This is a genomic window from Ruegeria sp. BF6, assembly GCF_056538665.1.
The window spans coordinates 1-18,041 of sequence record NZ_JBQFTN010000027.1 but is presented as its reverse complement, the minus strand read 5'-3'; the positions used below and the strand labels follow the sequence as shown (position 1 = coordinate 18,041).

Sequence of the window (18,041 nt, the reverse complement as noted above, 5' to 3'; positions counted from 1 at the left end):
GGAAGCCCATAATGACCTCGAAATACATTCTTGAAGTAACGGCCATCGCCCTTGTTGTGGCCGGTAGTTTTTCACCAGCACATGCAGATAGCTTTTCACTGACTGGCCAGTATGAAGGCCTCTACGCCTGCGACAGCACCACCGGCGGAGTGCCGTCAAGCTGGTCCGACCCGATGCGCGCCGGAATTGTTCAAGACGGGGATCGTATCTCGATCGACCTGCTTTATACCGACAAACAAGAGCTCGGGGCGGAGTATTCACTCTATACCGGTTCGGTTGCTCTGGCACCTGATGGCAGTTTGGTCAGCGGGTATTTCGAGGCTTGCGGCGGTACGTTTCCCTCGAAGGAACTCGCCCGGCTGTTCCCCGCCGCCACGGATACACCTTTCAGTTTTTCGATCACCAGCGTTTGGGCCTCGGATCAGGTGCCAAACCTTCCTGGCCTGACTGTTCAAACCTGCACGTGGAGCCTGAAACGGGTGTCCACGGTTACCCCCAAAGTCAGACCGTGCGAGACGGCAGAGCGCTAGGCTAAAACCCCCATCTGGACTTATTTGTTAAGTCCAGATGTTCAAATTGGATCCAAAGTGCCCATATTGCGCCCAATCTTGCAACTTAACCGTGCCTGATTGGGAGGCTTCAGTTCCCCGGCAGGCCCCCAGTCAAACAGGATGGTCCCGATGGATTTAATTCTACGTGGTAGCCTGGTTACTCAAATCATCATCGGCCTTGTGACCGGTGCCCTTCTCGCCGCCCTCTGGCCTGCCGCCGGTTCAGCCGTCGGTCTGCTGGGTGACTTCTTTGTAGACGCGCTGAAAGCCGTCGCGCCGGTGCTGGTTCTGATCCTGGTCTGCGCCGCAATCACCAACCACAAGAAAGACAGTCAAGCCCGCATGGGGCCTGTGGTTCTGCTGTACATCCTTGGTACTTTTGCAGCTGCGCTGGTTGCGGTCGTGGCCAGTTTCACGTTCCCGGTCACTCTGCATTTGACCGGCACTCCGGAGTTGATGGACGCCCCGGACGGTCTGGCCGAGGTGGTAAAAAACATCCTTCTGAAGATCGTGGACAACCCGGTGAACGCGCTGGCACAGGCCAATTATATCGGCATTCTCGCCTGGGCTGTTGGCCTTGGGCTGGTCTTCCGGCACGCCAGCGACTCGACCAAAACGCTGATGTCGGATCTGGACGGTGCTATCACCAAGATCGTTTCTGTTATCATCCGTATCGCGCCCATCGGTATCTTTGGCATCGTGGCCTCAACCATTGCCGAGACCGGCTTTGAAACGCTTGCCAGCTATGGTCACCTGCTGTTGGTTCTGATCGGCTGTATGGTCTTCATGGCGCTGGTCGTTAACCCGCTGATTGTGTTCCTGCGCATCCGCAAGAACCCCTATCCGCTGGTCTTCACCTGCCTCAGGGAATCCGGCATCACCGCGTTTTTCATGCGCAGTTCGGCCGCCAACATTCCGGTCAACATGGAACTGTGCCGCCGCATGAACCTGGACGAGGAGACCTATTCGGTCACCATCCCCATCGGCGCCACGATCAACATGGCCGGTGCCGCGATCACCATCACGGTGATGACACTGGCGACCGTGCACACCATGGGCATTCAGGTCGATTTCCTGTCAGCCCTGTTCCTGAGCGTCATCGCATCGATTGCCGCCACCGGAGCCTCGGGTGTGGCCGGCGGGTCGCTGTTGCTGATCCCGATGGCGGCCAGCCTGTTCGGCATCGACAACGCAACCGCCATGCAGGTGGTCAGCATCGGCTTTATCATCGGCGTCCTGCAGGATTCCGCGGAAACCGGGCTGAACTCGTCCACCGACGTGCTGTTCACTGCAGCCGGGTCGTACAAGCGCGGCGACCCGTACCCACGCAAACTGCCGATGGAAGAGATCGCCGCATAGGCGACCCCTCTCCCCCTTCCCGCAACCGCTTGCATTAGTTGCGCGGTTGTGGGCCCTGCGCTGACCCGCAACATGCTTGGAAACTGACAAAGATACAGCTCCGTAGAATTTTCTGCGCAAACATCGTAATGTTTCAATGTAAGATCGCCCTGCGGTGTTGGCGGCAGGGCGCGTCTGACAAGGGGAGGGAACATGAAGTGAATCTAAGTTGGCTCATTGCGCTTTCGACGGGTCTTGCCGCTGCACCGGCCCTGGCACAGGAAAACCCCATTCAGCACGATGCGGAGTTTTACATTCTTCAGGCCCAACACGGTGAGCAATGGGTGCAGGATGACACTGCCGTGGATGAGGCTTTGGCCGCGTTTCGCGACAGCAACGGGGGCAAGCCTCCGAACATCGTCAGCGTATTGATTGACGATATGGGGTTCGGCGACATGGGCATTCCCGAACTTAACGCCGTACGGGGTTATGCGACGCCGAACATCAATGATTTCTCGGACCAGGCCATGCGGATGGTTCGGATGTATACCGAACCGTCCTGCACGCCGACTCGTGTGGCGCAGATGACCGGGCGGCTGCCGGTGCGGATGGGTATGGGGGACACCACCGTCGATATTGCAGGCTTTGGCCTGCCGGGGGATGAAGTGACGCTGGCCGAGGTACTGAAACAGGCCGGATACGCCACTAGTCATGTAGGCAAATGGCACATGGGCGACATTGCCGAAAGCTGGGCCATGAATCAGGGCTTTGACTATGCCCAGCACGCGATTCACCAGCAGGGTCAGCTGACCATCTTCAACGACGATGCGATCAAGGAACAGGTCACGGTCGCGATCCGGGATTATGACGACAAATATACTCTGGACGGCTGGTTCCGACCGGACTCTGCGGCGATGATGACCGTGATCGAGGGCGAAACCGGCGGCCCGATCCGCGAGATTCGCATGGAAGCCGGCGAGCGCTGGAATGCTGCCAAATATGACGAGATGAACCAGGCCTTTCAGGACAAGACGCTGGAGGAACTGGAGCGTCTCGCGGGCGGAGACGCGCCGTTCTTCCTGCAATACTGGCCGATGATCCCGCTTGACAACACGCGCGCCGGGCGGGACGGGCCGGAAAGCGCCAATGGTGGTCTCTATGTGGACAAGATGCAGCTGCTGGACCAATGGCTGGGCGATCTGTTCGCGCGAATGGATGAGCTGGGGCTAGCGGAAAACACCGTGGTCGTGGTGATGGGCGACAACGGACATTTCACCAAATACGCGCCGCAATCCGGGTTTACTCCGCTGATCTATGCGGGGGGCAAAGGTGACACGACCGAGGGCGGCGTCCGCGTGGATGCCTTTATCCGCTGGCCCGGATTGATCGAGGCCGACGGGCTGCTGAACAGCATCATCCACGTCTCGGACCTGTATACGACCCTGTCGCGCTTTGCCGGGGCGGATCAATACATCCCGCGCGACCGGCTGGTGGACGGCGTGGATCAATCCGCCGCCCTGCTGTTTGCCGATGAATCCAAGGCGCGGCGCGATCACGTGATCGTCTACTCCATCGCCAAACCCGAAGCGATCGTGAAGGACCAGTTGAAGCTGAAACTACCCGCTGCGGGACAGAACGCTATCGCCGCCAAGTTCTTCGACCTCTATCGCGACACGCGCGAGGAATACTCGGTGTCCACCGAAGTCGGTGCGTGGGGCGGGCAGGAATTCGTGCGCATCCTCGGGCGTCACATGGCGCGGAAAGAGAAATTTCCCGACACCACGCCCGCCTATGGCGTGCCTTATGAGGGGATCGAGAACATCCGCCCCGAAACGCAACAGGCGGTCGAAGCGTTCATGACCAAACGCGCCTCGCCACAGCAATAGAATCCGGATCAGGAGGTGCACATGGTTGGAAACACTCTCTTCGTTCTTGGCTTGATCGTCTCGCTTGGGATCGGGTTTGTCTATTTCCGTGATCTGGGTGACATCTCGCAGATGTTGCTGAAGGTGAAACGCCAGAACATGGTACGTTTCATCCGGCACGAATACCGACTGATCAGCATCGGGTTGGGCGCGTTTGCCGTCGCGACTCTGGCGCATTTCATTCTGGGTGGCGGGCCGCTCTGGCTGTGGATTGTCTCTGCGCTGTTGGTGCTGTTTCTTTACGGGTTTCCCTATGTCTGGGTGCATTTGGGTCTGCGCAATCAGATGAATGACGCGGCCTTCTTTCCCATCAGCGAGGCACAGAAACATGTCGGCCCCACCGCGCCGGTCATCGTAATCGAGAACAACGGCCACGCCCGCGCGCACCCCGACGCCCAGATCATGCGACCGCATCTGGCGGGCGATGTGGACGGGCTGAGCGGCGAAGATGTGGTCATGACCTATTGCGCGATGGCCAATCTCGGGCAGGGCTACGCCCCCCGGGTCGAAGGCAAGCGGTTGGATCTTGAGGTCCTGGCCCAGCATGGCAATAACCTGATCCTGCGCGACAATGAAACCGGCGAGCCGATTCAGCACATCTATGGCTTCCGCGAGGCCGACCGCGACCCGAATGCCGATGGCCCCGCCTGCCCCGTACGTCCCGAGGCCCAGATGAAACCCTGGCCGACTTACCGGATGACGTTCCGCGGGTTCCAAAAGGCATTTCCCGATGGCGAGGTATTTCTGAACAAACCCTCCCCCAACCCTCTGTTACGGCTGCTCGACATGGTGACAGAGATCACCTTTGGCTGGGGCATCAGCCGCCAACATCAAGAAGACGCGCCGGTGATGGACAACATGGACCGCTCGGACGACCGGTTGCCGAACAAGACCCATGTATGGGGGATCACCATCGGCAAGGATGCCGCCTGCTGGACGGACGATTTCGTCGTGGACAACAACTGGATCGTCAACGCAAGCGTCGGCGGGCGCGATGTCGTTATCAGCCTGGACCCGAAATACGAAAGCCTCGGGGTCTGGTACAATGACAGTGGCAATCACGTCACCCGCTGCGATTTCTGGGGCATGTCCGATCAGGGCAAGCTGCAACGGGTCGAGACCCTGCGCGCCGGCGTCTTCTGGCATGTCTGGTCCGAGTTTTTTCCGGAAACCGACATCAATCGCGTGGGCACGCGCGCGGAAACACCTGATACCGTGGCGGCGTAACCCCGCGCGACCCGGCAAAACGGGCGATACCAAAAAAGGAGGGACGGAATGACACTAAAACATAAACTGAACGGCTGCGCGGCGGCGGCCGTGCTCGCCTCGGCGGCAACGATGGCCTCGGCGCAGCAGTCCGATTGGTCATACGAAGCCACGATCTACCTGTTTATGCCTGAGACCGAGACCAGCATTGCGACCCCCTCGGGCAAGCTTGACGGAACACTCAGCTTTTCCGATGCGCTGGAGAATCTGGACTTTGCCTTCATGGGCGCGCTGGCGGCAACAAACGGTCAATGGAGTGTGTTGGCCGATTACAACTATACCAACCTGTCCTTCGGCAATACCGCGCCCGGACCGGCGGGTTCTGAATTGGAAACTTCGGTCAAAACGCAGTTTCTGACCGCGTTGCTGGGTTACCGGGTGCGCAACGATCCTTCCGTAAAGGTTGATCTGGCGGGTGGTTTCAGATGGTACAGCACCGATACGGAATTCACCCTGACCCCGGGTGCAGCGCCCTCGCAATCCACCTCTGCCGACGCCAGCTGGTTCGACCCGGTGGTGGGCATTCGCGCCCGGTTTACCCTGTCCGATTCATGGACCAGCACGGCCTATGTGGATTACGGAGGGTTCCGCAGCGGCAGCCAGACCTGGTCGGTTCTGCTGACGGCCGACTACGCGATCAACGACAGGTGGCTGCTGCGCGGTGGATATCGCTATATCTCATTCGACCACGACATTAACGGCAACGACTACACATTCGATCAATCCGGGCCTTTGCTTGGCGCCACCTACAGGTTCTAGACCTCACACGGCCAACGCCTTCAGACGCCCACGTATTTCTCGGAGATTTCTGGGGTCAGTTCCGCCATAGCACCGGACCAGACTGTACAGCCCCGTTCAAGAATGACCGCGCGGTCAGACACTGCCGCCAGTTCCTTCAGAGATTTGTCGATCAGCAGGATCGCCACATTCGTCTCTTGCCGCAGGCGGTTCAGAGCCGTCCAGATCTCCCGCCGGACGATCGGGGCAAGGCCCTCGGTGGCCTCGTCCAATATCAATAGGCGCGGGTTGGTCATCAGCGCCCGGCCAATCGCCAGCATCTGCTGTTCGCCGCCCGACAGTGAAGCGGCGCGCTGGCCCTTCCGCTCTCCCAGCCGCGGGAACAGTTCGGTCACGCGGCGCAGGGTCCAATCGCCGGGACGTGCCGCCGCAATCAGGTTTTCGCGCACGGTGAGATCGGCAAAACAGCGTCGGCCTTCGGGCACCAGCCCCACCCCTTTGCGGGCGACCTTATGGCTGGGCAGCGCGTGCAGGTCCTGACCGTCCAGTTTCAACGTCCCCTCCGAGCGGATCATCCGGCAAATAGCCTTCACCGTCGTTGTCTTGCCCATCCCGTTGCGCCCCATCAGAGCAGTCACTTCGCCCTGCGCCATCTGCAATTCAACACCGAACAGCGCCTGACTGTCGCCGTAACTGGCGGTAAGGTTTTCAAGCCGCAACAGGGTCATGCTTCATCCCCCAAGTAGGCGTCGCGCACCTCGGGGCTGGTTCGGATTTCATCAGCCGTACCGGTGGCGATGACCTTGCCATAAACCAGAACGCTGACCCGGTCGGCCAGCGCGAAAACCGCGTCCATATCGTGTTCCACCAGCAGAATGGGCGCTTCCTGCTTCAATCCATCCAGAAACCCAGTCAGGCGTTTCGAACCTTCGGCACCAAGCCCCGCCATTGGCTCATCCATGACGAAGGCTTTTGGCGACAGTGTCAGGGCCACCGCGACCTCCAACTGCCGCCGTTGGCCGTGGCTGAGATTGGCGCAGCGTGTGTCGCGTTCATCGCTCAGCCCGACACGTTCCAGCGCAGCTTCGGCCCGGTTGCGCAGTTCGGGTCGCTTTAGCGCGGGCCGCCAGAAACGCCACGCCATGCGTTCCGCGCCCATCGCACCCAGCACCACGTTCTCCAGCAAGGTATCTTCCATACACAGTTGCGAAATCTGAAACGTTCGTCCCAGACCCGCCCGCGCGCGCGCCTGTGTGGAATAGCCCGAGACATCCTGACCGTTGAGCAGAACCTGCCCTGAATCCGGCTGCAATCCACCGCATATCTGCTGAATCAACGTCGACTTACCTGCACCGTTCGGGCCGATGATTGCGTGGATTTCTCCAGGCTTGAGATCAATGGACACGTCGTCAGTCGCCTTGAGCGCCCCAAAGCTTTTGTTCAGGTTCAGCGTGGCGAGAACGGGATCAGACATGCGCGCCCTCTTTCCCTGTCAGCAGGCCGATAAGGCCGCCGCGGGCAAACAGCACGATGCACAGCAGGGCGACGCCCAGATAGACATGCCAGAAATCGGTGAGTTCTCCGAGGAAATGCTCCAACGCAACAAAAACACAGGCCCCGATGACCGGCCCCATCAGTCGCCCTACTCCGCCAATGATGATCAGTACGATCAATTCTCCGGACAGTTGCCAACTGAACATCGAGGGTGAGACAAAGCGGTTCAGATCCGCAAACAGGGCCCCCGCCAACCCGGTGATCGCGCCCGAGATTACAAAAGCCAACAGCTTCAACCGCATCGGGTTCAACCCCACGGTTTCAACCCGTACCGAAGCCTGACGTGCAGCGTTCAGCGCCAGACCGAAGGGCGAGGCCTGCAACCGCGCAAACAGAAACAGCACCACGCAGAGCAGCGCGAAACAGACGGCGTAAAACTGGATCGGCACCAGCGTGTTCAGGCCGGGAAAACCGTTGCGGACATAGATCGACAGCCCGTCTTCACCGCCGTACTGCGCCCAGGAAATCGCGAAGTAGAAGAACATCTGACCAAAGGCGAGCGTGATCATGATGAAATATACGCCGGACGTCCGCAATGACAGCAATCCGATGAAGAACGCCACCAGCGCCGACAGGATCATGGCCACCAGCCAGATCACCGGCATGGACTTGGTGCCATCGGTGGTGAACAGCCCCAGATCAAGCGCGGTATAGGTCTGCGCGTGATAGGCGAGGATGCCCATCGCATAGCCTCCGATCCCGAAGAAGACGGCGTGGCCAAAACTGACCATACCTCCGATCCCCAGGACGATGTTCAGCCCCACCGCCGCCAGCGCAAGGATAACCGCCCGTGTCACCAGCGTGATCGTGAACGGTTGATCCGCCAAAAACGCCCAAAGCGGCAACACCAGCAGACCCGCGATTACCAGCGCGTTGAGGTACCTTTCGTTCAACCTCATACGCGTGCTCCGAACAGGCCGGTGGGCCGCCAGACCAACACCAGCCCCATCAGCACGTAGATGCCCATTGAGGCCAGCGCCGAGCCGGTCTTTTGCGCCGCGCCGTTGTCCATGAACAGCTTGAACATCTCGGGCAGGAACACTCCGCCCAGCGTATCCGTCAAACCGACCAGCAGCGCGCCGATAAACGCGCCGCGCACCGAGCCGATACCGCCGATAACGATGACTACGAATGCGAGGATCAGCACCGGCTCGCCCATTCCTACCTGCACCGACTGGATCGCGCCGACCAAGGCGCCCGCCAGCCCGGCCAGGGCCGCGCCCAGCGCAAAGACCAGTGTGTAGAGCTTCGAGATATCGACGCCCAGCGCCGCGATCATCTCGCGGTCATTCTCTCCGGCGCGGATCTGGATGCCCAGCCGGGTGCGTTCGATCATCACCCAAAGACCCACGGCGACGGCCAGCCCGATGCCGATCAGGGTCAGGCGATACAGCGGGTATTCGATCCCACCTGGCAGCGTAACCGGCCCCGACAGCGCATCGGGAATGTCCAGAAACAGCGGAAAGGAACCAAAGACCCAGCGTGTTCCTTCAGAAAAGATCAGGATCAGGGCAAATGTTGCCAGCACCTGATCCAAATGTGGGGCTTTATACAATCGCCGGATCACCACCATCTCGACAACCGCCCCGGCCAGCGCCGCCGCGGCCAGTGCGGCAACCAACGCCAACAGGAAAGACCCTGTGGCCCCCGCCACGGCAGCGGCGGCAAAGGCCCCGACCATGTAAAGTGAACCATGGGCCAGATTAATCAGCCCCATCACGCCGAAAATCAGCGTCAGGCCAGCCGCCATCAGGAACAGCATGACGCCGAACTGCAGCCCGTTGAGGATCTGCTCGATAATCAGGATCGAGGACATGGAAACTCCGGTGGTCTGCCCGTCCCGCGACCGGGGGCGGGCAGATGGTCAATTACATTTTGCACTCGGCCGCATAGGCGTCAGAGTGGTTTTCCAGCGCAACGCCAAGGATCTTGTTGGTGAACACGTCACCTTCCTTGATCACTTCACGCGCATAGATGGTCTGAACCGGGTGGTGGTTCGGGCCAAAGCTGAAATCGCCACGGGTGCTGTCGAACTCGGCCGCGCGCAGGGCTTCGCGGAAGGCGTCCGCATCCGACGGATCAGCCTTGTCCAGCGCGGACAGCAGCAGGTTGGCGGTATCAAACCCCTGGCTGGCATAAAGAGAGGGCAGACGTCCGTATTCCGCCTGAAAACTCTCGACAAAGGCAGCATTGGTCGGATTGTCGATGTCCTTGTTCCATTGCGAGGTGTTCACAACACCCATCGCCGCATCGCCGACCGCTTGCAGGATACCCTGATCAAAGCTAAAGGCCGGGCCAACCACAGGCTTGTCGATGCCGCTGTCGGCATATTGCTTCAGGAAAGAAATCCCCATACCACCGGGCAGGAAAAAGAACACGCTATCCGCATCGCTGGCGCGGATCTGCGCGATCTCGGCGGCGTAATCGGTCTGCCCCAACTCGGTATAGACCTCACCGGCCAGATCACCCTCGAAGAACCGTTTGTAGCCGGTCAGCGCATCTACACCCGCCGGGTAATTCGGGGCCAGAATAAAGCTGTTCTTGTAACCGACGCCGTTGGCATAGGCCCCGGCGGCCTCGTGCAGGTTGTCGTTCTGCCAAGCGACGTTGAAGTAGTTCTGGTGGCAGCCTTTTCCGGCAAGCGGCGATGGCCCCGCATTTGGGGACAGATAGAACACGTTCTGGTTCACTGCCGCAGGCACAACCGCCATGGCGAGGTTGGACCAGATGATGCCGGTCATCACGTCGACCCGTTCGGACTGGATCATCTTGTCGGACAATTGCACGGCGATGTCCGGTTTGCGCTGATCGTCCTCGATCACGACCTCAATGTCGTCACGCCCTGATTGCGCGATGGCCAGCATGAATCCGTCGCGCACGTCAATGCCCAACCCTGCACCGCCGCCGGACAACGTGGTGATCATTCCGACCTTAACCTCGGCCAGCGCGCCGGTTGCGCACAAAGCAGAAACCGCAGCGGCCGCTAGAAATTTTTTCATCTTCATCTCCCTTCGCTGGTCTTTTCGACGCAACTTATGTCAGCCTTCACAGCCTTCCGTCTATACCTCTGACAGCGTGGTTTTTTTCACTCTGCCAATCATCCAAACAATCACCGATCACGCCCACTCCGTCGAGGGCGTTTTCAAACTGGACCGCTAAATTCTAAGGAAACTATCTTGTGCAGCGCAGCGCAGACCCGGATCGAGTGCGGGAAACTCAGGGCGCAGGGACGGATCCGACAGAAAATTTACCCGAAAATATGACCGACCTGAGAACGTCAGAGTGATCATAATCGCGTAATTGTCGGCCAGCATTTCGGCATCCGTTCCGTTGGATATGACCGGCGCCAAAGCCTGCTAGTCGCTCCGTGCCGTCCCGTCGAAGAACTTCGCCAGATCGACGATAAGGTGCACTTTGTAGTCTCCAGCCGAGAAATCACCCGGCGGCAACAGGAATTCGACTTCGCGGACGTTTTCAGAAAACCCCAGATGGTAAACCAGCGGCAACACGTCGTTCCCCTTTATTGTAGCCCTTCCACGGCCACGAATTTGTACTCAACCTCCCAATTCCACGCCATCTGACTGTTGATATCCAAATCTCGTCGCACCTCGGTTGAACCATTGGCCACAAGTGGCAGTTGGCACAGGATATCTGGCTATTGCGCGACAGGATCGGATCGAAGAACAGGTGTCGGCCCAGCGCGAAGGCCTCTTCGGTCAGTGGATTGTCGGCCGACACGGCAAACCGGCCGAACACGAACGGAGCCGAGACATCGGTAATCGGCGTTGCCACCGGGCCGCGCGAGCGATCCAAGACCACCCAACCCGCCACCGCAAGACCTGCAACGTCGAGGATCAGAAACACCCACTGCATAACGCCCCCCCGGACCATGAATGGTGATGGACAAAGCCCGAGCCGAACAGACCTTCAAGATTTTTCATCTCCTTGTTGTAACGATCCTTGATATTGACCGAGATCAGGTCACGACCAGAGGCCGAGGTGAAACGAAGCCATGGTGCGCGCCCGGATCGGCCACGATATCCGGCCCGCTCGAAACCAAACATCGTATCGGCCGGAATGGCGGGCTCGATTTACGGATGCATGTCGGGGCGCGCGAACAGTACCTCGACCGGAAAAGACGGGAGGCTCAGCGGCGTTTCCTTCCCGACCGTGATGTTTTCGATAGGCTCCAGAGCGTTCATCTCTATGATCTTCAACACTATGCCAACCCCGGTGTTCAGGTCCGGATGCTCCGTCGCCGTCACCACTATACGGTCGTCAAGGGCTGAGATGCCATTATGAAACGTGACATACAGCGCACCCTCACCCACCTGACTTTTGCGCGCGTCGACGATCTTGACGACCTCATTGGTCTACGCATCGAACACGCCCGCCGAACCGCCGTCATCCCCTCCGGTTCCGTCCAGGAAAGTTGCGAACATGTACTTCTGCCAGTTCGAGCTGGTCCGGTTCCGGGTCCAGTTCGATGATTGCGATGCTGTGGCTGGTGTCCAACGCCGAAAGGCTGCGCAAAAGCACATACCCTGACTGTCCTCGCGATCCCGCTACAGCGCCGGAGAAAGACCTGCCAGTATCAGGACCGTATCGATCAGAGTGCTTTGTCTAAAACAATTGAGCGTTAAGACTTACCCCCTTGTGATGAAATTTCGAAACATATCAGAGTGGGACGCGCCACACCCAACGTCTTGGCATGATGCGGGTATTGCACCAAACCTGCGCGCCCCTCGAATGAGGTGTTGACGAAGGGGCCATTCCTCACCCAATGTCGTTGCAGTCAGACGACAGGGAACTGAAGCTGTGACAGCCAACCTTCGACAACCAATGATGCGTCGCGAAACCGGGTGCGATCTGGTCGCCTGACCTTCGGGGAACAGTCCGTTTTCACCTGACCCGCTTTCGGGTCTTCTCCACCTTCCAGGCTGATACCCTTATGAATCAAACAGTTGGATTGCGCATGGCAATCGATATCGGCGGTACGTTCACCGATACCGTCTTGCTGAACAGCGCATCTCAGGTGGTGGCAACCACCAAAACTCCCACCACTCCACACCGCCCCGCCCTTGGCGCAGTGGCAGGCGCCACGCATGTGCTTGAGGCCTCCGGTGCCAACTGGCATCAGGTGACAGGTTTTATCCACGGTACCACGCTGGCCACCAATGCCCTGATAGAACGTCGCGGGGCCGCCACGGCCACGATCACCACGCGCGGCTTCCGCGACATCCTCGAAATCGCCTATGAGCGGCGCTACAGCCAGTATGCCATCGATCTGGTCAAACCCGACCTGATCGTGCCGCGCACCCATTCGCTGACCATCGGCGGGCGCATGGACGCCAACGGGCATGAGTTGGAGCCGCTGGACGTGGCGGGGGTTGCCCATTTGGTTGATGAGTTGAAGGTTCTGGGGGTTGAGGCTGTCGCCATCTGCCTGCTGCACGCCTATGCAAACCCTGCGCATGAGCTGGCCCTGCGCGACCTTCTGGAGCAACGTATGCCCGATCTGGTCATCTCTCTCAGCCACGAGGTTAGCCCTGAAGCGCGCGAGTTTGACCGGCTGTGTACCACCATTGCCAACGCCTATGTGCAACCGCTCATGTCCGGATACCTGCAGGATTTTGCGGCGCGATTTCGGCAGATGGGGTTGACCTGCCCGATCCTGATGATGACGGCTGGTGGCGGCATGACCACGCTGGACACCGCCGCCCGGCTGCCGATCCGATTGGTGGAATCCGGCCCCGCCGGAGGGGCGGTTCTAGCCGCCCGCATCGCCGAGGCCACCGGTGAAACCGACGTCCTGTCCTTTGACATGGGCGGCACCACGGCCAAGCTGTGCCTGATAGACGAGTACCGCCCCCAGACCGCGCGCAAGTTCGAAATCTCGCGGGCCGAACGCTTTATCAAAGGCTCGGGCATGCCGGTTCGGATACCGGTGATTGAGATGATCGAGATCGGCGCCGGTGGTGGTTCCATCGCCAGCGTCGACCGGCTAGGCCGCATTCAGGTCGGTCCGCACAGCGCGGGATCAGATCCCGGCCCTGCGGCATTTGGCAAGGGTGGCGACAAGCCCACGGTCACCGATGCCGATCTGACGCTGGGTCTGATCGAACCCGGACGTTTTGCCGAAGAGCGGTTGCAAATCGACCCGGTTGCGGCCACGCGAGCAATGGCGCAGGACGTAGGCGATCCGCTCAACCTTGGCCCCGATCAGGCCGCCTTTGCAGTCAGTGAGATCGTCGACGAGAGCATGGCCAGTGCAGGCCGGATGCACGCAGTCGAATCCGGCAAGGACCTTGGCAACCGTTTGATGATCGCGTTTGGAGGCAACGGTCCGCTGCACGCCACCCGCGTGGCCCGACGCGCCCAGATGCGGCGTGTGCTGATCCCGCGTGATCCGGGAGTGGGCTCGGCGGTCGGGTTCCTGTTCGCGCCTGTGTCCTATGAGGTCATCCGTTCACGCTATGCCCGTTTGGACACTCTGGATATCGACGGGCTAAACCGGTTCTTCGACGCGATGCAGGCCGAAGCGGAACAAGTCGTCCGCGCCGGAGCACCAGACGGCCCCCTTCTGCAACGCCGGATCGCTTATATGCGGTATCACGGACAGGGGCACGAGATCGAAATCTGCCTGCCCGACCGTGCTTTGGCCGCCTCTGACCTAATCGTTTTGCGAGAGGCCTTTGAAACGGAATACAGCCGACAGTTCAGCCGGATCGTTCCCGGCATGTCCATCGAAATCCTGAACTGGGGGCTGTCCGTCTCATCCCCCGCCCCTGCACATGAGCCTTATCCTGGCAATCCGGTGGAACACACCGCAACCGCAATCGAACACCGCGAAATCCTGTGCGACGTCACCGGCGCCTGGCGCCCGGCGGGCGTGTTCAGCCGCTCTGACCTCATGCCCGGCACAGCCCTCAGCGGCCCGGCGCTGATCGTCGAGGCCCAAACAACCACATTCGTCAGCGCCGATTTCAGTGCCAGTATCGACGGCCAGGGCAATATCTGGCTGACACGGCAAGAGGAGGTCCAGCCATGATTCATTCAGATACACGCCTGCAGGTGATGTGGAACCGGCTTTTGGCCGTGGTCGAGGAACAGGGACAGGCGCTGATCCGCGCCGCCTTTAGCCCGATCGTGCGCGAATGCGGCGATATCTCGGCCGGGATCTTCGATGCTCAAGGCAGGATGCTGGCACAAGCCGTCACCGGCACACCCGGGCATATCAACACCATGGCCGAGGCGGTCAAAACCCTGCGTGCGCGCTTTGTACAAAGCAACATGAAGCCCGGAGATATCTACCTGACCAACGATCCGTGGATTGCCTCGGGGCACCTGAATGACTTTCTGCTGATGATGCCGGTTTTTTTTCAGGACACGGTGATCGGCTACACGGCCTGCACCTCTCATCTGGTCGATCTGGGGGGGCTGGGCATGGGACCCGAGGGATCGGATATCTATGACGAAGGCCTGCTGATCCCACCCTGTAAACTGGTCAGCGAGGGCGACGTGAATGCGCTGTTGCTGGACATCGTCAAAGCCAACTCGCGCGAGCCCATTGCCAATGAAGGCGACATCTACGCCCTGATCGCCTGTTGCGAAGCCGGAGCCGAACGCCTGGTGCAGATGATGCAGGAGTTTGGCATCACCGACCTGAATGCACTGGCCGACTATATCATCGACACCTCCAGACGTGGCACCCTTGAGGCAATTGCGGCCTTGCCCAAGGGCACGTGGCACCATGTGCTACGGGTGGATGGCTATGACGACGAAATCGAGCTTCACGCCGCCCTCACCATCGCAGAAGACCACCTGTTGCTGGATTTCGAGGGCACCGCGGCCTGCGTCGGCAAGGGGATCAATGTGCCGCTGAACTATGCCACGGCCTATTCCGTCTTTGCCCTGCGCTGCATCATCGGGGCGGATATCCCGAACAATGCAGGCTCGCTCGACCCGTTCCGGGTGACCGGCCCCGAGGGCTGTATTCTGAACGCGCAGCCCCCGGCCCCGGTGGCTATGCGACACACGCTGGGGCAGATGACACCCGATCTGGTCTATGGCTGCCTGTCGCAGGCCCTGCCCGACAAAGTCCCGGCCGAGGGGGCATCCTGCATGTACGACCTGCCACTCCGCCACGCGCCCGAAGCGGTCGACCGGGGCGATGACCTCTTTGCTCTGGAGCTTGTGTTCAACGGCGGCACCGGCGCCCGTCCCCGGCTGGATGGCCTGTCGGCCACCGCCTTTCCTAGCGGTGTCTGGGGCAGCCAGGTCGAAACCACCGAGGCCGTCGCGCCGGTGCTGTTTCATCGCCGCGAGCTGCGGACGGATTCCGGAGGAGCGGGGCGTTTGCGGGGCGGTCTGGGGCAGCAAATTGAACTCAGCGCATCCAGGGATCAGGACCTGATGCTGTTCCTGTCGGTCGAGCGGATCAAGAACCCTGCCAAGGGCCGTGACGGCGGGTTGGACGGCGCCCCCGGGCGTATCACCGTGCAACCCGGCAACCGCCAACTGCCCGGCAAAGGTGAGGTTCGGATCAAAGCCGGTGAAACGCTGATGTTCGAAACGCCCGGTGGGGGCGGGTTTGGTCCGCCCGAGGAACGCTCGGACGGCGCGGTGCAGAACGACCTGCGCGCGGGGCTGGTAACGCAGGGCATGGCCCGAACCCAGTACCGGAGGCAGACATGACCCGCCCGCACCCACATATCGCGCGCATGTCGCCCTATGCACTGGCTGACCTGAGCGCGCCTGAGGGCAAAACCCTGATTTCGCTGTCCCAGAACGAGAGCCTTCGCCCACCCAGCCCCAAGGCGATCGGGGCGGCGGCGCAGGCCATGGGGACGTCGATGCTGTATCCCGATCCGGACTGGACGGACCTGCGAAACGCCTTGGCCGACCTGCATGGGATCGATGCGGATGGGATCTTGTGCGGCAACGGATCGCTTGACCTGATCGGTTGCTTGGCCCGCGTGTTTTCGGGGCCGGAGCGGTCGGTACTGGCCCCGGCCCATGCCTACCCCTTTTTTCAGACGGCGGCGCGCATGGCCGATGCGCGGTTCGACACCGCCCGGGAAACGGATGCCACTGTCAGTGTCGATAGCTTGCTGGCGGCGGTCCAGCCGGATACCGGCATTGTCTTTGTCGCTAACCCGGGCAACCCGACCGGCACGCGCATCCCGAAATCCGAACTCGTCCGACTGCGACAAGGGTTGCGGCCCGACATCCTGCTGGTGATCGACGAAGCCTATGGCGAGTTTTCCGACCATCTGGGCGAGCGGTGTTTCGACATGGTGGCCACAGGCAACACGGTCATTCTGCGCACGTTTTCGAAGGCGTACGGCATGGCCGGGTTCCGCGTCGGCTGGGGGTTGTTCCCACCGGACATTGCCGAAGAAATGCGCAAGGTGATGAACCCGAACAACATCTCGGCCAGCGCTCAAATCGCCTCCGCAGCGGCGGCACGGGACGACGCTTATATGCGTGAGACCTGCGCGATCACTGCCGCATTGCGTGATCAGGCCGCGACCATGCTGAAGGGCGCCGGTTTCGCGCCCTACCCCAGTTTCACCAATTTCCTGCTTGTGAACATGGGCAATTCCAAAGCTGCGGCAAGTGCAGACCAAAAGCTGCGATCCGAAGGCGTCTTCCTGCGTCCGCAAGGTGGCGCAGGGTTGCCCCACACGCTGCGCATGACCGTCGGCCCACGGGACGCAATGAACACAGCAATAGACATCCTGACGAAATGGAAACAGGAGGGACAGGTATGAGCACGTCCAGAGGTCGCGCACGGTTCGGGGTTCTTGTCCCCTTCACCAACACTAATCTCGAACCCGATCTGGCCTTGATGGCGCCAACGGGGATTTCACTACACGTAGCCCGGATGGGGGGGTACGACGAGGATGAAATCCCCGACGAAGCCCAGATGCACGATCTGGGGGCCACCGACCTGGACGAACCGCTGCGTTTGCTGATGGGGGTAAAGCCGGATGTAGTCTTCTATGGGTGCACCTCGGCCACCCTGACCCACGGACCGGAGTTTGACCGCGAACTGGCCAGCCGGATAAGTGCCGGGAGCGGTGCCGAAACGATTACTGCGGCCGGGGCATTGGTTCATGCTCTGACCACGCTCGGCGCCCACCGCATCGGGTTTGCCTCGCCTTACGTTCCGGCGATCAATGATATGGCGATTGGCTTTCTTGCCAAGTTGGGGTTTGAGACCATCCAGCGTTCCGAGGTGACCGAGGCGCTGGACAACGAAGGTCAGGGCGCGCTGAACCCAGAGGCCGTTTTTGAACTTGGCCGCGCGGCGGACCACCCTCAGGCCGACGCACTGGTTTTGTCATGTACTGACATGCGCAGCGTTGAAACTCTGGCCCGCTTGGAGGACGCGGTCGGTAAGCCGGTAATCAGCTCAAATCAGGCGATGCTGTTTCAGGCGCTGCAACTTTTGGACATCAAAGAACCCGTCAGCGGGTTCGGCCAGCTTCTGGAGTTTGAGAGGTAAGATCTCCGTAAAAGGCGCGGACTTCGTACTCTTTACCCGCGCCTTGGATTCATCACGCCTGAACCGCCTTCATGAACCGGTCGCGGATCACGACCGGATCCATGGTGATCACCGGCATCTTGGCGTTGCCGCTTTCGCACTTGCTGACGATGATGG

Annotated in this window: 18 protein-coding genes and 1 pseudogene; 9 read left to right on the top strand and 10 right to left on the bottom strand. The window is 60.3% G+C overall.

Features of this window, described 5'->3' with window-relative positions; all coding sequences use genetic code 11:
- Positions 1-11 precede the first annotated feature (11 nt).
- The 5 genes from ACR0IM_RS23840 to ACR0IM_RS23820 all read left to right on the top strand — a co-directional run bounded on the left by ACR0IM_RS23840 (position 12) and on the right by ACR0IM_RS23820 (position 5,839).
- On the top strand, positions 12-530 hold the full coding sequence (locus tag ACR0IM_RS23840) for a hypothetical protein (protein ID WP_480683419.1): 519 nt from the start codon (positions 12-14) through the stop codon (positions 528-530).
- 150 nt (positions 531-680) lie between these two features.
- Complete coding sequence (sstT, locus tag ACR0IM_RS23835) at positions 681-1,910, top strand: serine/threonine transporter SstT (protein WP_480683418.1); 1,230 nt, start codon at positions 681-683, stop codon at positions 1,908-1,910.
- Positions 1,911-2,107: 197 nt separating this feature from the next.
- A complete protein-coding gene (locus ACR0IM_RS23830) occupies positions 2,108-3,775 on the top strand; it encodes a sulfatase-like hydrolase/transferase (RefSeq protein ID WP_480683417.1) in 1,668 nt (555 codons plus the stop codon).
- A gap of 21 nt (positions 3,776-3,796) precedes the next feature.
- Positions 3,797-5,041 carry a DUF3179 domain-containing (seleno)protein gene (locus ACR0IM_RS23825; RefSeq protein ID WP_480683416.1) on the top strand — a complete coding sequence of 415 codons (1,245 nt, stop codon included), beginning with the start codon at positions 3,797-3,799 and terminating at the stop codon, positions 5,039-5,041.
- Positions 5,042-5,089: 48 nt separating this feature from the next.
- Positions 5,090-5,839, top strand: a complete 750-nt coding sequence (locus tag ACR0IM_RS23820; protein WP_480683415.1) for a porin family protein — start codon at positions 5,090-5,092, stop codon at positions 5,837-5,839.
- A 20-nt stretch (positions 5,840-5,859) separates the two neighbouring features.
- Here ACR0IM_RS23820 and ACR0IM_RS23815 read toward each other — a convergent pair whose 3' ends face one another.
- From ACR0IM_RS23815 to ACR0IM_RS23775, 9 genes are all read right to left on the bottom strand, one after another.
- The gene (locus ACR0IM_RS23815; protein WP_480683414.1) at positions 5,860-6,546 is read right to left on the bottom strand and encodes an ABC transporter ATP-binding protein; all 687 of its coding nucleotides are present in this window, start codon (positions 6,544-6,546) and stop codon (positions 5,860-5,862) included.
- Complete coding sequence (locus ACR0IM_RS23810) at positions 6,543-7,292, bottom strand: ABC transporter ATP-binding protein (RefSeq protein ID WP_480683413.1); 750 nt, start codon at positions 7,290-7,292, stop codon at positions 6,543-6,545. Before ACR0IM_RS23810 ends, ACR0IM_RS23815 begins: the two co-directional genes overlap by 4 nt.
- Entirely contained in the window at positions 7,285-8,271 is a 987-nt protein-coding gene (locus ACR0IM_RS23805; protein ID WP_480683412.1) for a branched-chain amino acid ABC transporter permease, read from the bottom strand. Before ACR0IM_RS23805 ends, ACR0IM_RS23810 begins: the two co-directional genes overlap by 8 nt.
- Positions 8,268-9,188: a branched-chain amino acid ABC transporter permease gene (locus tag ACR0IM_RS23800; RefSeq protein WP_480596630.1), complete on the bottom strand. Its 921-nt coding sequence runs from the start codon at positions 9,186-9,188 to the stop codon at positions 8,268-8,270. Before ACR0IM_RS23800 ends, ACR0IM_RS23805 begins: the two co-directional genes overlap by 4 nt.
- 52 nt (positions 9,189-9,240) lie before the next feature.
- Positions 9,241-10,371: an ABC transporter substrate-binding protein gene (locus ACR0IM_RS23795; RefSeq protein ID WP_480683411.1), complete on the bottom strand. Its 1,131-nt coding sequence runs from the start codon at positions 10,369-10,371 to the stop codon at positions 9,241-9,243.
- A 357-nt stretch (positions 10,372-10,728) separates the two neighbouring features.
- Entirely contained in the window at positions 10,729-10,881 is a 153-nt protein-coding gene (locus ACR0IM_RS23790) for a hypothetical protein (RefSeq protein WP_480683410.1), read from the bottom strand.
- Positions 10,847-11,245, bottom strand: coding sequence for a cytochrome c peroxidase (locus ACR0IM_RS23785; protein ID WP_480683409.1), 399 nt, complete (start codon positions 11,243-11,245; stop codon positions 10,847-10,849). The genes ACR0IM_RS23790 and ACR0IM_RS23785 overlap by 35 nt, the downstream gene beginning before the upstream one ends.
- On the bottom strand, positions 11,227-11,436 hold the full coding sequence (locus tag ACR0IM_RS23780) for a hypothetical protein (RefSeq protein ID WP_480683408.1): 210 nt from the start codon (positions 11,434-11,436) through the stop codon (positions 11,227-11,229). Before ACR0IM_RS23780 ends, ACR0IM_RS23785 begins: the two co-directional genes overlap by 19 nt.
- A 27-nt stretch (positions 11,437-11,463) precedes the next feature.
- Complete coding sequence (locus tag ACR0IM_RS23775; RefSeq protein WP_480683407.1) at positions 11,464-11,703, bottom strand: hypothetical protein; 240 nt, start codon at positions 11,701-11,703, stop codon at positions 11,464-11,466.
- A gap of 644 nt (positions 11,704-12,347) precedes the next feature.
- On the opposite strand from ACR0IM_RS23775, the gene ACR0IM_RS23770 reads away from it, so the two are divergent.
- From ACR0IM_RS23770 to ACR0IM_RS23755, 4 genes are read left to right on the top strand one after another with little or no spacing between them, the layout of a single operon-like run.
- Complete coding sequence (locus tag ACR0IM_RS23770; protein ID WP_480683406.1) at positions 12,348-14,423, top strand: hydantoinase/oxoprolinase family protein; 2,076 nt, start codon at positions 12,348-12,350, stop codon at positions 14,421-14,423.
- Entirely contained in the window at positions 14,420-16,069 is a 1,650-nt protein-coding gene (locus ACR0IM_RS23765; protein WP_480683405.1) for a hydantoinase B/oxoprolinase family protein, read from the top strand. The genes ACR0IM_RS23770 and ACR0IM_RS23765 overlap by 4 nt, the downstream gene beginning before the upstream one ends.
- Positions 16,066-17,148 carry a pyridoxal phosphate-dependent aminotransferase gene (locus tag ACR0IM_RS23760; protein WP_480683404.1) on the top strand — a complete coding sequence of 361 codons (1,083 nt, stop codon included), beginning with the start codon at positions 16,066-16,068 and terminating at the stop codon, positions 17,146-17,148. Before ACR0IM_RS23765 ends, ACR0IM_RS23760 begins: the two co-directional genes overlap by 4 nt.
- The gene (locus ACR0IM_RS23755; protein ID WP_480683403.1) at positions 17,145-17,885 is read left to right on the top strand and encodes a maleate cis-trans isomerase family protein; all 741 of its coding nucleotides are present in this window, start codon (positions 17,145-17,147) and stop codon (positions 17,883-17,885) included. Before ACR0IM_RS23760 ends, ACR0IM_RS23755 begins: the two co-directional genes overlap by 4 nt.
- A 52-nt stretch (positions 17,886-17,937) precedes the next feature.
- On the opposite strand, the pseudogene ACR0IM_RS23750 reads toward ACR0IM_RS23755, so the two are convergent.
- A pseudogene (locus ACR0IM_RS23750) lies at positions 17,938-18,041 on the bottom strand (sulfopyruvate decarboxylase subunit beta); the annotation flags it as partial.

Coding starts and splice junctions, on each gene's coding strand:
- ACR0IM_RS23840 (WP_480683419.1), top strand. CDS start 12: ATGACCTCGAAATACATTCTTGAAGTAACGGCCATCGCCCTTGTTGTG.
- sstT (WP_480683418.1), top strand. CDS start 681: ATGGATTTAATTCTACGTGGTAGCCTGGTTACTCAAATCATCATCGGC.
- ACR0IM_RS23825 (WP_480683416.1), top strand. CDS start 3,797: ATGGTTGGAAACACTCTCTTCGTTCTTGGCTTGATCGTCTCGCTTGGG.
- ACR0IM_RS23820 (WP_480683415.1), top strand. CDS start 5,090: ATGACACTAAAACATAAACTGAACGGCTGCGCGGCGGCGGCCGTGCTC.
- ACR0IM_RS23815 (WP_480683414.1), bottom strand. CDS start 6,546: ATGACCCTGTTGCGGCTTGAAAACCTTACCGCCAGTTACGGCGACAGT.
- ACR0IM_RS23810 (WP_480683413.1), bottom strand. CDS start 7,292: ATGTCTGATCCCGTTCTCGCCACGCTGAACCTGAACAAAAGCTTTGGG.
- ACR0IM_RS23805 (WP_480683412.1), bottom strand. CDS start 8,271: ATGAGGTTGAACGAAAGGTACCTCAACGCGCTGGTAATCGCGGGTCTG.
- ACR0IM_RS23800 (WP_480596630.1), bottom strand. CDS start 9,188: ATGTCCTCGATCCTGATTATCGAGCAGATCCTCAACGGGCTGCAGTTC.
- ACR0IM_RS23795 (WP_480683411.1), bottom strand. CDS start 10,371: ATGAAAAAATTTCTAGCGGCCGCTGCGGTTTCTGCTTTGTGCGCAACC.
- ACR0IM_RS23785 (WP_480683409.1), bottom strand. CDS start 11,245: ATGCAGTGGGTGTTTCTGATCCTCGACGTTGCAGGTCTTGCGGTGGCG.
- ACR0IM_RS23780 (WP_480683408.1), bottom strand. CDS start 11,436: ATGTTTGGTTTCGAGCGGGCCGGATATCGTGGCCGATCCGGGCGCGCA.
- ACR0IM_RS23770 (WP_480683406.1), top strand. CDS start 12,348: ATGGCAATCGATATCGGCGGTACGTTCACCGATACCGTCTTGCTGAAC.
- ACR0IM_RS23765 (WP_480683405.1), top strand. CDS start 14,420: ATGATTCATTCAGATACACGCCTGCAGGTGATGTGGAACCGGCTTTTG.
- ACR0IM_RS23760 (WP_480683404.1), top strand. CDS start 16,066: ATGACCCGCCCGCACCCACATATCGCGCGCATGTCGCCCTATGCACTG.
- ACR0IM_RS23755 (WP_480683403.1), top strand. CDS start 17,145: ATGAGCACGTCCAGAGGTCGCGCACGGTTCGGGGTTCTTGTCCCCTTC.